Below are 14,004 nucleotides of genomic sequence, written 5' to 3'. Positions count from 1 at the left end.
TTGATCACTAACAAAGTACGCCGCTCAACGCATGTCCGCAACTCCCGTGCCGGCGGCGCGCAGCGCAGGTCAGGTCCGAGCGACACCGTCGACGATCTCGACGACTCGGTCGGCGAAGGACAGCACCGTCGGGTCGTGCGTCGTCACCACCGTCGTCATGGTCCGTTCCTTCGCGAGCCGCGCGATGAGCGTCATCACCACGCGGCCGGTGTCGGAGTCCAGCTGTCCGGTCGGCTCGTCCGCGAGCAGCAGTTGCGGGTCCGCCACGAGGGCTCGGGCGAGGGCGACCCGCTGCTGCTGGCCACCCGACAACTCGTCCGGTCGGTGGCCGGTGTGCTGCTCGAGCCCGACGTCGGCGAGGGCCCGGGCCACGCGCCGCTCCCGCTCCTGCGCGGCGTACCCCCGCAGGCGCAGAGGGACCCCGACGTTCTCGCGAGCGGTGAGCACCGGGACCAGACCGAAGGACTGGAACACGTAGGAGACCGGGCCCCGTCGGAGAGCGAGGAGCTCTGCGTCTGACATGGCCGTCACGTCCCGCTCGCCGAGGAGTACCGACCCCTCGTCACAGCGGTCCAAACCACCGATGACATTGAGAAGGCTCGTCTTCCCGGAGCCGGACCGGCCGCGGACGGCGACGAGCTCGCCGGGGCCTGCCTCGAAGGACACCCCGCGGAGTGCACGGACGACTGTCTCCCCGGTTCCGAACGTGCGGTGCACGTCGTGGACGACGAGTCGATCGCCGTTCATGCGCCGCTCCCCTCGCCGGCGTCGGAGGGCCACACCCCGATGTGGTCCGGTTCGAGGTCGAGGCGCACCCGGTCCTGCAGCCCCAGGTTCGCCGTGAAGGACCGTGGCAGCTGCAGCCGGCCGGCCGTGTCGAGGACGGCGTACTCCACGGCATGCTCCACTCCGCCGTCCCCGGTCCGTCGCAGCACCTCGGTCGACGTGCGGCCGTCTCGGATGCCGACGGTCCGCGCCACATGGTCACTGACGAGTGCGTCGTGGGTCACGACGAGCACGGTCGTGCCGAGGTCCCTGTTGGCGGCACGGATCGCCTCGAAGACGTCGTCACTGCTACGCGTGTCGAGCTCCCCCGTGGGCTCGTCGGCAAGGAGCACCCGGGGCCGGTTGGCGAGGGCGACGCCGAGAGCGACGCGCTGCTGCTGCCCACCGGACAGCTCACCCGGCCGGCGGGCACCGCACTCCGCGATGTCCAGGACCTCGAGGGTGTCCTGCGCACGCCCCTCGCGTTCGCGCCGGCCGACCCCGGCGAGCACCATCGGCAGCTCGACGTTCTCGCGGGCTGTGAGGTACGGGAGGAGGTTCGACGCCGCTTGTTGGAAGAGGAACCCGACCGTCGAGCGGCGGTAGGCCAGTCGCTCACGGCGCCCCATCCCCGAGAGGTCGTGACCGGCGACCCTGGCCGTCCCGGCGCTCGGCACGTCCAGGCCCGACAGGATGCCCAGCAGCGTGGACTTGCCGGAACCGGACGCGCCGACGAGCGCGACGAGCTCGCCCCGGGCTATCGCCAGGTCGAGGCCCTGGAGAGCGACCACCTCGAGCCCTTCGGTCCGGTAGATGCGCACGAGGTTCTCGCACGTCACGTCGGGGGGCTTGCCGTGGAGGACGTCGTCCCGGTCATGACCGGCCGTGGATGTCATGCGATCTCTCCTCTGCGCAGGTGGTCCGCCAAGCGCCCTCGGCGGGCGAGCACGGCGTCGATGGACAGGGCCAGGAGCCCGAGGGCGAGGACGGAGGAGCCGGCCCCGACAGCGACGAGCGGGTGCACGTCCAGCGCCGGGTACGGCGCTCCCCCGGTGATGGGTCCGAGGTCGACGGCGGGCCCGACCACGACGGGTGCCAAGGCCCCGGTCGTCGCTCCCACGAGCGCGGAGACCGCGACGACCGGCAACACCTCGGTCCACGCGAGCCCCCGCTCCGCGCCCTGACGAAGGCCCATGGTGCGCAGCCGTACCACGGTCGTGGTCCGGTCGCGGCGCGTCGCTGTGAGCAGGAGGAGGACCGCCAGAACGGTCAGCGCCGAAGCCAGCGCAGCACCGATGAGGTAGGTGTCGGTGACGAGCCGCGGCAGCGCCTGCCCGCCCACCCGCTCCGAGAACGCCTCGACGGAGTCGACCGCGGTGATCCGATCGCTCGGCGAGAGCGAGCCGGCGTCCCCGACGGCCGTCAGGGCCTTCGTCGCACCCAGGTCCCCGGCGAGGAACGCCACGTTCGTCCGCGCCGCGGGGACGTGCTCGCGCAGCGTGGCGAGCGGAACGAGCACAGCCGGGCGTTCGACGCCCTCCGCTGTACGGACCAGCGTGGGGTCCGAGCCCACGACGTCGACGTCGACCCGCACACCCCGGACGGACAGCTCGAGATCCCCCCCGACCGGGACGCCGGGGCCGACGACGACCCCGAGGTCGTCGCCGTCGGCGGCCGGGGCTGGAACCGTCGACAGCGTTCCAGGAGTGTCCGCGAGGACATCCCGGTAAGCCTCCGGGTCCACGCCGATGACCACGACCCGAGCGGCGGCCCCGTCCCGGACGAGTGTCTCCTCCGCGACATAGGCAGGGACGACGGAACGGACACCCTCGCGGGCAGCGAGCGCCTCCACGTCGGCCGCCTCGACCCGGACGGCATCCACCCGGACCGGAGCGCCGACGTCACGCAGTCCGGCGAGCGCACGTTGCTGCGACCCGGAGAGCGCGAGAGAGGCGAGCAGCGTGAGCAGGGTCGCGCCGACGACCACGGCGACGACGGGGAGGACGGATGTCGCACCGGTCCTGGCGGCGCGGGTCAGGCCGAGGAAGGTGACGACGCCTCGACGCCGGGCCGCGACACGAGCAGCCGCTCCCACGGACCACGGGATGAGACGCAGGGCGAGGGCGGCCCCCGCGACGGCCAACAGCACCGGCGCGGTCGCGGCGAACCAGTCGGTGCGCCCGTCCGCGATCACCTCGCCCCGGGACCTGACCGTCGACAGGGCCAGGGCGGCCGAGACGGCGATGCCGAGCTCCACGACGAGGCGACGGACCCGACGTCTCAGAGCGGCCCGCCGGTCACCGTCGCCTCGGTCCGCGGTCTCCACGGCGCGGATCTCGTGTCGGACGACGACGCCGGCGGCGAGCGAGGGCACGAGGAGGAGCAGGAGGATCTGGGCTCCGGTCGACCACGCCCAGCGGCCGGGTAGCGCCACCGCGGTCGCGAGGGAGACGGCGACGACGACCGGGACGGCGACCACGACCGGCGCGGCCGCCGTCCGGACGAACACCTGACGGAACGATGCTCCCCGGGCCCGCAGCACCTTGACCTCACGGTGCCGTCGCCGGAGGGTCACGACCATCGTGAGCGCGAGGAGGACGGCGACGAAAGCAGTGAGTCCTGCCGTGGCGAAGGAGGTGAGCACCGCGGTGGCGCGCACCGACGCCTCGTAGCGGTTCAGGAGCTCCGTGGGACCAGTCACCCCGACCGTTCCCGGGAGCGCCTGTCGGAACCGGGCGTCGGTGTCGAGCCTGACGAGCAGGGCACGCAGAGGCTGGACGTCGGCCCGGGTCAGCACGGCGAGGTCGAGTGGGTAGCGCCACGTGGCACGAAACACCGGGGAGCCGGGGCCCTCGATGTCGCCCGGAGCGGTCCGCCACAGGGCATCGGAGAGCGCCCCGAACGACTCCGGGGCAGCGACGACGGCCCCCAGCGGTGTACCACCGCCGAGTGGGGTCACCTTGACGCCGAGGGCGGTCATCCTGGGCTCCTCCTGCCAGAAGCCGTCGCCCAGGTCATGAGGGACGTAGATGCCCGAGAGCACGAGCGCCGCAGGAGTGAGGTTCTCCGGCCCGTCGAAGCGCAGCTCGTCCCCGACGGCGAGCCCCCATTCGTCGGCCGTCCGGCGAGGCACTGCGACCGGGACGACGCGGACGGTATGGGCGCCCTCCGGTGTCGAGAGGGTGCGGCGATCTCCGGGTGCGCCAGGCGCGCCACCGTCCACCCAGTCGACGCGTTCGTCGAGACCGCTCTGCACCCTGACGACGGACAAGGACCCGTCGGGGACGAGCGGGGAACCGTCGCGAGTCAGATCCCCCTCGCCGGTCTGCGCCGCGACCGTGGGTCCCGCGAGCAGCCGGAGCACGTCGGGACCCATGACCTCGCGGGCGGTCGCGTCGACCGTCGCGAATGGCGAGGTCGGCCCCGCCGTCGGCCTCGTGGAGGGGACGGGGCGGCCGGCCACCTCGACGACGCCCGAGCGCAGTCGGATCTCCCGCTGGGGAGCGGCCGCAGATGCCGCAACGTCCCCGAGGGCCTCGTCGGCCAACCGCTCCTGGACCCGGGGGCTCGCGACGAGGGAGGCAGCGGCCGTGGCCACGAGCACGACGACGAGCGCGGTCGCGCCGCCACCGGGGGCCAACGCTCGTCGGACGGGGCCGAGGCCCCCGGGACGCCGCCCACGGAGCCGCCGTCCCGAACGGCGGGGGAGGGTCATGACTGCCCTCCCCCATGCGACCGGTTCGTGGGATCCCCCACCGATCGACCCAGAACGGCGACTCCGGCCGCGACGAGGATCGCGGCGACGGTGGCCGTGTACCCGGCGAGCAGGGCCGTGGGCACCACCGGGCGAACGACCGGAACCTGCGCGTGCCCGTCACTGCCCACGAGGAACGCGACGACGACGATCGCCGCCACGACGCCGACGACGAGGCCGGTGAGGACCGTGAGGGCGACGACGACACCCCGTTCGACGACCATCACCGCCCGGATCCGCCGAGGCGGCATGCCCAAGGCGAAGAGCACCGCGTTCTCGTGTCGCCTCACCCGGCCCAGACCGGCGGTGCTCGCGGCGAACCCGAGTGTGGCGATGAGCACCGAGGCGGCCGCCACGAGGAGCATGGCCACCCTCATGCCGCGGTTCACCGGGTCAGCGCGACGCTCGGCGGCGAGGGCGCTCCGCTCGAGGATCGTCGTCCCGAAGGGTGCCGCGGCCTCCAGGTCCGCAGCCGCCTCGGCGGGGTCGCCGGGATGCGCCCACCACTCGTCCGGCTCCACGACGACCCGGCTGCGTTGGACACCGTCCCCCCCGGTCCGCGTCGGCACCGCCGCGAGCTGGGGGAGGTCGACGAGAACACCACGCGTGGGGACCGCGGCCGTGGGCAGGACGTCGAGGACGCCGACGACCTCGAGAGGGACGTCGCGGGAGCCGACGGACAGTGAGGGAGCCGCGCTTCCCGCAGAGCCGATCGCCTCGGCCACCTCGCGTGTCACGACGGCTGCGACAGGTCCGGGCGGGGCCGGGTCGGCCGTCCACCACAGGGCGGAGAGCGTGGATTCGTCGGAGAACGCGTCGACACCCGCCAACGGCTCGCCATCCGCCGTGACCCGCCGTACGTCGAACGCCGTCCTCTCCCCCGGCTGCGCCGCCCGACGAACGTCCTCCGGCAGCGCCGCTGCCACCCCCACGAGAGCGACCGGCGACTCCAGGTCCGCCACGTCGCCGGCGAGCCTGGACACGCCGCGCGTCACCGACCCGGCCGGCACGGTCCGCACGACCCCTCGGCCGTCCCGCACGTGCGCCACGGCCGGATAGTCCTCCACCGCGTCCGGGGGCAGCGCCGCCCGGACGGTGACCTGGAACTGCCGGGTCCCGGGGGGCAGGACGAGCCCCCCTCCGAGGTCCCGCGAGGCGGTCAGTCGCCCGACGACGGCAGGCCAGGAGCCGTCCGAGACCGTGTCCGGGCGCACGTCCATCACCTCCCCCGCCCGGGCCGAGTCGACGGCGAGTACCGTCACATCGTCGAGATCCCCGAGCCCGACCTCACGGCGGGTGGCGGGCATTACGACGTCGGCGTCCAACGTCTCGGTGACGGTGCCCCCGGTCCCGGAAGCGTTCACCCCCCCGGCCTGCCCGACCCGGAGGGCGGCCCCGGCCTCGAAGGCTGACTGGTCCTCGAAGGCCTGCTCGGCGGTCGCGACCTGCGAGAGCGCGACACTGCCCATCGAGGCGGCGAGGAGGACCAGGACGATCGTGCCCGTCTGGCCCGCGGTCCGGCGGGCGAACTGCCAGCCGCCCCACGCGAGGGAGAGCCCGGCCCGCCGGTCTCCCGAGCGCGCAACGAGCCGCGCCAGCACCGGGAGCAGGCGGAGCGCGAGGACGACGAGCCCGGCCACCACGAGCGCCGGAGCCGCCGCCGTCAACGGGTCGACGGTCGTGCTGCCGGCCGCGTCGTACCGACGCAGCTGGATGACGCCGACGACTCCGAGTCCGACGAGAACGAGGTCGAGACCGGCGGCCGCGGCCGCCAGCAGTCCCGACCGCGTCCCCCGGCCAGAAGACTCGACCACTGCCCCCTCGCGACCGGCCCAGGTCGACGTCGCGGTCGTGACGGCGACAACGACCGCCGCGAGTGGCAGCACCGCGGCCCAGAGCGCAGGGTCACGCACGTCGTCCACCAGCGATCCCCACCCCTGACCGGTGAGTGCGCGGATGCCGACCGCCCCGGCGAGCGCGCTCGCCGGGGCGGCGGCGCCGGCGATGACGATCGCCTCGCCCAGGGCCAGGGCTCCCAGACGGCTGCTCGAGGCGCCTCGGAGCCGAAGGAGTCGGACGTCCCCTGTACGGAGCGAGGCGAGCAGACCGGACGCTCCGACGAGCGCGACGAGCCCGAGGAGGACCACGAGGACGGTCGGAGTGAGCAGGGTGACGCGGGTCCGGTCGGCGACGCCCCGTGCCGAGTCCAGGAGGGCGGGGAGGTCCGAGACCACGCGCGGACTCCGCAGGGGGAGGCCTGACGGCTCCTCCGTCTCGGGATCGCCGGCCTCTAGGGGGAGGCCGACCGTCCGGCGGAGCTCGCGGACGGTCCGGTCGACGGCCCGTTCCAGGCCCGGCAGGCGGTCCCGGGTCGTCCCACCGACGTCCGCGGCAAGCCGCCACGTGACCGTGGATGCGCCCACGAGAGGGCCGTCGAACGCCCCGGGCGCCGTGACGAACGGCCCGTACGTCGTGAAGTCGGACTCGGTGACCCCTTGGAGCGCGAGCGGTAGGTCCACCCACAGGGCGTCGTCGGGCGACCGTGGCCGGAAGATCCCCGTGAGGACGAGCGTGACCTCGGGGGCCGCGTCGTCGACGATGTCGGAGACGACGAGGGCGTCCCCCACCTCGAGACCCAGCCGTTCCGCAGCCGTGGAGGGAAGGGAGACCTCGACCCGTCCCGAGCCCTCGGCCGCCGCGTCGGACGGCCGCCGTGGCCACCGGCCGTCGAGGAGGTCCGTCGCCGCCCGGACGCCGTCCACGTCCGCGAGCAGCGCCCGGTCGGTGGACGAACGCCCGGGCATCCCGCGGGTCGGCGCAGAGGCGACGCGGGTCACCGTTCCGCCGGGGAGGGAGGCCATCTCCTCGCGGACGGCGTCGTCCACGGGCGACAGCGCCCCGGGGTCGAGGGCGGCGGAGACCGCCACGGACCGTTCCCGAGTCGGCACGTCGAGGACCGACTGGACACCGGCGTCCGCGACGGCCTCCGTGAGGAGCTGGAGCCCCGTCACGACCGCCATGGACGCGGCGACGGAGACCGCGACCGACGCCAGGGCGACGGGGTGCGCGCCGAGCCGACGTTGCAGGAGACGACGGGTCCTCACGGGCGCGTCGGACCTCCGCCCGGTCGAGTCTGCTCCTCGAGAGCGTCCACGAGGTCACCGAGGATGCCCGGACCGGGTTCGTGCGTCGTCTCGGTGAGGCGCAGTCGACCGCCCGTGGTGACGACGCCGAGCATCCGTTCCTTCCGCAGCTGTGAGATCTGGACCGGGCCCCAGACCGCGGACAGTTCCTCGTGGTCCCGTGCGAGACCGAGGTTGCTCACCTGGACGTCGGCCGCGTTCGTCGTCGTGATCATGGCCTCCGCCTCGTCGACCGTGCTCGGCGGACCGGCCACGAGGGCGCGGACCATGGCGTCGAGGGTCTCTGGCGCCCGCCCCTCGGACAGTGCGTCCGACGTCCGGCGCGCCAGGTCCCAGAAGCCGGAACCGTCGCTCGCCTCGCTCCCGGTGCGCGTCGCGGAGAATCTCACGGACACCGCGGAGGGCAGGGCAGCGGACCGTCGGAGGTCGATCGGACTGAGGACCCGCACGAAGTCGAGACCCCGTCGGGAGAGAGCCACGGAGGCCGCGGCACACAGGGCGGCGTGGACGGTCGTCCCCTCGGACCGGCACCGCCCCAGGAGTCGAGCGGTCGCGTCCTCGTCGAGCGCCACAGCGCCGACGTGTGGGGCCGCACCCTCGAACGGGATCACCGCCGTGGGGGCAGCCATCCGGGGGTCGATGTCGTCGGTCGAGGTGTCGTCGGCCTCACCGCCGTGTCCCCGGCGGAGCATGAGGTCTTCCATCGGCTCGGGGAGGACATCGTTCTCGACCGTTCCGCCCGCCAGGACCTCGACGAGGTCGTGCAGCGCATGCAGTCCTCCGATGCCGTCGGCGATCTGGTGGGCGAACGTCAGCACGACGACGCTCCCCTGGGCGCGGCGGGGGATGAGCGATGCACGGAGTAGCGGTCCGTGCCGGGTGTCGATCGGGTCCTGCTGCTCGCGGACGGCGACGGACCGCCAGGACGTGTCCTCGGGCAGCACCGTGACCGGGACCGGCCACTCGTCCGGGACGAAAGCGGACGTGACGCCCGAACCCTCGATCCGAACTGCCAGCAACGGGTGGACCTCCTGAAGTCGGAGCAGCGCCGACTCCAGCCGTCCGCGGGTGACCGTCCTGCGCAGCTCACCGACGAGCGTGAACTGGACGGGGTTGCGCTCCATGTAGAGGTCGATCGCGCGCTCGAAGGGGCCGAGTGCCCGGCCGCCGCGAGACACCGGGCGGCTCACGCGACACCCGCCGTGGCACCGCCGTCGACGACGAGCTCGGCACCGGTGACGAAGCGTGCCTCGTCGCTGGCGAGGAAGAGCACGGCGTCGGCGACATCCTCCGGCTCCGCGATCCCTCCCAGCGGGCTGAGCGCCCCCGCAGCGTCGAGGAACTCCTCCACGCTGACGCCCGTGTCCCGGGCGTCGGAGACGACCATGCCCGTACGGACGCTCGTGGGGTAGACCGAGTTGACGCGCACGCCGTCCGCCGCGAACTCCATGGCAGCGACCCGCGACATCGCTCGGACGGCACCCTTGGCCGCCGAGTAGGTCGTCATACCGGGGACACCGATGAGGGCCGCAGCGGAGGCCACGTTGACGATCGCGCCTCCACCGGTCCGCGCCATTGCGGTCGTCACGTGCTTGAGTCCGAGGAAGGTTCCTCCGGCGTTGACGGCCATGAGGTCGCGCCACTCGGCGAGCGGGCTGTCGGCCAGGGGTCGTCGGTAGGCGAGACCCGCGTTGTTCACGAGGACGTCCACCCGACCATGTGACTGCAGGACGGTGTCGAGAGCGGTACCCCACGACGTCTCGCCGGACACGTCGAGATGGGTCGCGAAGACGGTGTCAGTCACGGCTCGGGCCATGCGTACGGTCTCCTCACCTCGGTCGTCGTCGATGTCGCACACCACGACCGTCGCTCCTTCTGCGGCGAACCGCAGGCTCACGGCACGGCCGATCCCGGCCCCGCCTCCGGTGACCATGGCCACTTTCCCGAAGAGGCGTCCTGTACTCATCTCGTGGGTCCTTTCGTCGAGAGGAACGCGACGGGTGGTCGCGAGGCGTCGCAGTCCGGAGAACCGGACCTCGACTCGTGGGCGGGGGGCCTGGAGCGCCGACGTCGGTCTGCTGCCTCGGGGCTCTAACCGAGGCCGTAGAGCACGGAGACGAGCGGGGCGGGCAGGTTGACGACGACGTGTACGACGACTCCTGGCCAGATGGACTCGGTCCGGCGGAAGAGCTCCGCGGTGACGAGGCCGAGGACGAAAGCCGCAGGCAGGACGGAGTTGACGCCGTGACAGAGCGCGAAGACCAACGCGCTGCCGCCGACAGCCATCACGGGCCCCCAGCGCAGGAGAGCGTTGGCCACGACGCCGCGGAACAGCAGCTCCTCGCCCACGGGAGTGACGACGCCGAGGAACAGGGTGGCGAGGACGAGGTACAGCAGGCCGCCTCCGGCTCCCTGCGCGTACTCGGCCTGCGGGTTGCTCTGCTCGCCGCTGACGAGGATCCAGGCGGCGGACGCGAGGCTCTTCACGATGAGAGTCGCCACCCCCAGCCCCACGGCGACGAGCAGCCACCGCCGGGAGACCCGCCGAATCCCGAAGGACGCACCCGAGCGGATGCGCAGCGAGGACGCCGCTGCGAACCCGAGAGCGGCGAAGACCCCGGACAGCGCGGTCAGGACCAGTCCGGTCAGCTCGGGCGAGAGGTCGAGCCGACGCAGCTGGGGAACGAGCCCGAAGACGGCGGCGGCCCACACGAGCAGCCCGACGGCTACCTCCGGCACACCGGGCCGCTCACCTCTGCCGCTTTGATGGGTGTGCGAATCCTCGGATGACGGGGACGGGCGACCGAGACGGTCTGCGGCACGAGTCGACACGAGAGGGCTTTCTGGGAGAGGACGACGAGGTCGGGCACGGCGGCATCCGCCCTGCATGACCCACGTCACACGTGGCCCCTGCGTCCACCTCAAGGCGACGGCATGTGACCTGGGTCACGATTCTCGACGACCGTCCGGATGTTGCTGGAAGACGGAACAGCCGTGGCCGTTGGTACGTTCGGTGGACGGTTAGGCATGTTCCGATGGTCGTTAGAGGTATCCCTTTGCCCAGAGCCGGTCTTACTCCAGAGATCCTCGCCCGCGAGGCAGCTGCCCTCGCCGACGAAGAGGGAATCGACGCGGTGACCGTGACGGCACTCGCCCGGCGCGTCGGTGTCTCAACTCCGAGCCTCTACGCACACGTGCGGGGCACGTCCGACCTGCGAGTGCGGGTGGCCCTTCTCGCGTTCACCGAGATCGCCGATGAGGTCGCCGAGGCGCTCGCCGGACGGTCAGGGCGGGACGCGGTCGCGGCACTCGTGCTCACGATGCGCGCGTACGCGCGCCGACACCCCGGCCGCTACGCCGCCGCACGCACCCCCCTCGACGCCGAGACGGCGATCGCCAGTGCCGGTCCGCGGCAAGCGGATCAGCTGCGAGCGGTGCTCCGGGGGTACGACATCACCGACCCCGTCGAGACGGTGCATGCCATCCGCGTGCTCAGCGCGCTCGTCCACGGGATGGTCGACCTCGAGCTCTCGGGATCCTTCGACCACAGCGACCCACCGGCCGAGGAGTCGCTCGGTCGGGTGGTCAACGTCCTCGACGCGGTCCTGCGCGACTGGCCACCCACCGACGGCGTCGCCTCCCACGGTGAACGCCCCCGCCTTCACAACCAGGAAAGAGGCCGACATGGCCTGGAGCCCACGCGAGCTCGGTGAGCTCGCCGAGACCAGCCGCAGGACCGTCCGTCACTACCACGACATCGGCCTGCTCCCTGCCCCCAGCCGCGGCACGAACGGGTACGGCCAGTACGGGGTGTCGCATCTCATCCGACTCCTGCGGATCCGACGGCTCGTCGGCCTCGGCCTGAGCCTGCCCGAGGTCGCGGCCATCGGGGACGCCGACGAGCATCCCGCCTCGGCGCTCCGCGCCTTGGATGACCGGCTCGCGTCCGCCGTGCGCGAGCTGGAGCAGACACGGCTCGAGCTGGCGGCCATGCTGGAGCGGGCGAGTCCCACCGACCTGCCAGCGCAGGCGGCGGCCGTCGCCTCGGGGCTTCCGCCGGCCGAACGCGCCTTCCTCGTCGTCCTGAGCCGCGCCATGGAGCCGGACGGCCTCGATGCGTACCTCGAGCTCCTGGTGCTGTACCGGACCCATCCCGCCGTCGCGGCCTTCGACGCTCTTCCGGACGAGCCCGACGAGCATGTCAACCGGGCCATAGGATCGGGGATCGCCGACCACCTCTGCACCATCGCACTGCAGCGTTCGGACCTGTTCGACCGTATTGACGCGGGTGCCGCTCTCCGACAGCGGACGGTCCAGCTGGCCATCGCCGACCTGTACTCCTCCAACCAGCGGGACGTCCTCGTCCGAGCGGCCCGAGCGATGGGCCGCCCGACGCGATCCTTCGAGGACTGACGGGCCGGGCGGAGCAGGAGCACCGCTTGAGGTGGCCGCGGGGGCCAGGTGTCGGATGAACGCGTCTTTGCCTCGTGGCGGCCCGCCGTCCGGCGGCGGTCGATAGCCACCCCACCGGTGTTCCCGAATACCCCCCCGCCGACCGGAGGACCCAGTGACCACGACGAACCACGACCGCGGAATGCCCGGCCCTCGTCTCCTGACGACCGAGTTCGACGGCTCGGCCACCGCCTCCGAGGTCGTCGCGGGCCACGACCTCTCCGGCCTGCGTGCGGTCGTCACCGGCGGAGCTGGCGGGATCGGCCTCGCGACGACTTGGGCCCTGGCATCCGCCGGAGCCGACGTCACGATGGCGGTGCGCGCCCTGGACGCGGGTCGGACGGCCGCCGCGGCCGTCGACGCCGACGTTCCCGGACCGGTCCGGGCAGTGCACCTCGACCTGGCCGACCTCGGGTCGGTGGCCCGGTTCGTCGCGGCCTGGGAAGGGCCCCTGCATCTGCTCGTCAACAACGCCGGCGTCGTGACGTCGGGGCTCGAGCGCACCCGCGAGGGGTGGGAGCTGCAGTTCGTCGTCAACTACCTCGGACACTTCGCCCTGACGACAGGCCTGCACGACGCACTCCGTCGGGGGTCGGCCGAGCGGGACGGCTCCCGCATCGTGAACCTCAGCTCGACCGCGCTCATGCGGGCCGACGTCGACTGGACGACCCGCACTTCCGGTCCCGGCCGTACGACCCGCAGATCGCCTATGCCCGGTCCAAGACCGCCGCCTCCCTGATGTCGGTGGAGGCGAGCCGACGGTGGGCCTACGACGGTGTCGTGGCGAACACGGCCAACCCCGGCGGCGTCGCCACCGGGCTGCAGCGCCACTTCAGTGCGGAGCAGAAGGCGTCGCTCGACGCGGCAGAGGCCGCCGGTGTCTTCCGCTACAAGACTCCCGAGCAGGGGGCGGCCACGACGCTCGTCGCCGCGGTGCACCCGGCGTTCGCCCACACCGGCGGGCACTATCTCGACGACTGCCGCGAGGCCTACCCGGTCCCGGACGACGCCCTGCTGAGCGACCACCCGCACGGCGTCAAGGCGTGGGCCCTCGATCCCGTGTCTGCACGACGACTGTGGGACGTGTCGACGGACCTCGTGGCCGGAGTCTCTCGCTAGGCCACACCGAACAAGGCCCGCGCCTCGAGCGCTCTGCCGCTCGTGACCGACGGCGACGACCTTTTCTCGCGCCGCGCACACCGCCCGGCCGCGCTCGGGCGCCCGCCTGTCCGCGGTTCAGTCTCCTGGTAGACGGCTGCGGCACGCCGCGGCGGGGATCAGTCCGTCCTCGCCGGTTCCCGGAGTCCGGCGAGGAACACCTCGACGATGGGCCGGACGTGATCGTCATCGCCCTGCCCGCGCGCGAGCCAGACCAGCGCGTCGAGCACCTGACCGATGTCGAGTCGGTGCCCGACCTCACCGCTGCGTTGCGCGGCGTCCAGCAAAGGACCGCCCGCGGCGCAGAACCGTGACCTGTCCTCACGGAATAAGATCGTGTCCACCCCGATGTCCGCGATGAGCTCGAGAGACACGTGGTTGCGCTCCCGCGCGAACGCGAAGAACGTCCGCAGCCATGCCTCCAGTGAGGCTCCGGGCGACCGGCCGTCGAGGGGCCGCGCCTGCGCGCACACCCGGTCCACCTCCTCGGTGAAGACGGCCTCGAGCAGCTCGCTCCGGCTCGAGAAGTGCCGGTAGACGGTGCCGACGCCCACCCCTGTCGCGCGGGCGATGTCGGCCATGGACACGTATGAGTCCGGGCGAGCGGCGAAAACGGTCTTGGCCCCAGCGAGCACCGCAGCCCGGTTGCGTTGCCCGTCGATCCGCGGACGCCGCTGACTAGAGGTGCCTGACATCCTCCGACGACGCTCCTTCGCTCCGGCGACGTCCGTG

General features: G+C 72.8%; 12 protein-coding genes. 4 read left to right on the top strand and 8 right to left on the bottom strand.

Annotation, left to right across the window (positions count from 1 at the left end):
• Positions 1–69 precede the first annotated feature (69 nt).
• From KC207_RS00955 to KC207_RS00925, 7 genes are all read right to left on the bottom strand, one after another.
• On the bottom strand, positions 70–747 hold the full coding sequence (locus KC207_RS00955) for an ABC transporter ATP-binding protein (RefSeq protein ID WP_211601021.1): 678 nt from the start codon (positions 745–747) through the stop codon (positions 70–72).
• On the bottom strand, positions 744–1,661 hold the full coding sequence (locus KC207_RS00950; protein WP_211601020.1) for an ABC transporter ATP-binding protein: 918 nt from the start codon (positions 1,659–1,661) through the stop codon (positions 744–746). The genes KC207_RS00955 and KC207_RS00950 overlap by 4 nt, the downstream gene beginning before the upstream one ends.
• Positions 1,658–4,480, bottom strand: a complete 2,823-nt coding sequence (locus tag KC207_RS00945) for a hypothetical protein (protein ID WP_211601019.1) — start codon at positions 4,478–4,480, stop codon at positions 1,658–1,660. The genes KC207_RS00950 and KC207_RS00945 overlap by 4 nt, the downstream gene beginning before the upstream one ends.
• Complete coding sequence (locus KC207_RS00940; RefSeq protein ID WP_211601018.1) at positions 4,477–7,623, bottom strand: FtsX-like permease family protein; 3,147 nt, start codon at positions 7,621–7,623, stop codon at positions 4,477–4,479. The genes KC207_RS00945 and KC207_RS00940 overlap by 4 nt, the downstream gene beginning before the upstream one ends.
• Positions 7,620–8,852, bottom strand: coding sequence for a hypothetical protein (locus KC207_RS00935; RefSeq protein ID WP_211601017.1), 1,233 nt, complete (start codon positions 8,850–8,852; stop codon positions 7,620–7,622). The genes KC207_RS00940 and KC207_RS00935 overlap by 4 nt, the downstream gene beginning before the upstream one ends.
• Complete coding sequence (locus tag KC207_RS00930; protein ID WP_211601016.1) at positions 8,849–9,628, bottom strand: SDR family NAD(P)-dependent oxidoreductase; 780 nt, start codon at positions 9,626–9,628, stop codon at positions 8,849–8,851. The genes KC207_RS00935 and KC207_RS00930 overlap by 4 nt, the downstream gene beginning before the upstream one ends.
• Positions 9,629–9,753: 125 nt before the next feature.
• Positions 9,754–10,401: a CPBP family intramembrane glutamic endopeptidase gene (locus KC207_RS00925; RefSeq protein WP_211601015.1), complete on the bottom strand. Its 648-nt coding sequence runs from the start codon at positions 10,399–10,401 to the stop codon at positions 9,754–9,756.
• Positions 10,402–10,598: 197 nt separating this feature from the next.
• Here KC207_RS00925 and KC207_RS00920 point away from each other — a divergent pair, with 197 nt between their 5' ends.
• The 4 genes from KC207_RS00920 to KC207_RS00905 all read left to right on the top strand — a co-directional run bounded on the left by KC207_RS00920 (position 10,599) and on the right by KC207_RS00905 (position 13,233).
• Complete coding sequence (locus KC207_RS00920) at positions 10,599–11,375, top strand: TetR/AcrR family transcriptional regulator (protein ID WP_249138468.1); 777 nt, start codon at positions 10,599–10,601, stop codon at positions 11,373–11,375.
• Positions 11,347–12,075 (top strand): helix-turn-helix domain-containing protein, encoded by a 729-nt coding sequence (locus KC207_RS00915; RefSeq protein ID WP_211601014.1) that lies wholly within the window; start codon positions 11,347–11,349, stop codon positions 12,073–12,075. Before KC207_RS00920 ends, KC207_RS00915 begins: the two co-directional genes overlap by 29 nt.
• A 181-nt stretch (positions 12,076–12,256) precedes the next feature.
• The gene (locus KC207_RS00910; RefSeq protein WP_211601013.1) at positions 12,257–12,853 is read left to right on the top strand and encodes an SDR family NAD(P)-dependent oxidoreductase; all 597 of its coding nucleotides are present in this window, start codon (positions 12,257–12,259) and stop codon (positions 12,851–12,853) included.
• A gap of 41 nt (positions 12,854–12,894) precedes the next feature.
• The gene (locus KC207_RS00905; protein ID WP_211601012.1) at positions 12,895–13,233 is read left to right on the top strand and encodes an SDR family NAD(P)-dependent oxidoreductase; all 339 of its coding nucleotides are present in this window, start codon (positions 12,895–12,897) and stop codon (positions 13,231–13,233) included.
• Between the two features lie 158 nt (positions 13,234–13,391).
• Here KC207_RS00905 and KC207_RS00900 read toward each other — a convergent pair whose 3' ends face one another.
• Positions 13,392–13,967, bottom strand: coding sequence for a TetR/AcrR family transcriptional regulator (locus tag KC207_RS00900; RefSeq protein ID WP_211601011.1), 576 nt, complete (start codon positions 13,965–13,967; stop codon positions 13,392–13,394).
• Positions 13,968–14,004: the final 37 nt, after the last annotated feature.

Origin of the sequence: Phycicoccus avicenniae (assembly GCF_018139485.1) — a bacterium.
In the GTDB taxonomy this organism is placed as follows: Bacteria; Actinomycetota; Actinomycetes; order Actinomycetales; family Dermatophilaceae; genus Phycicoccus; species Phycicoccus avicenniae.
This window is presented reverse-complemented; position numbering and strand designations above follow the sequence as displayed.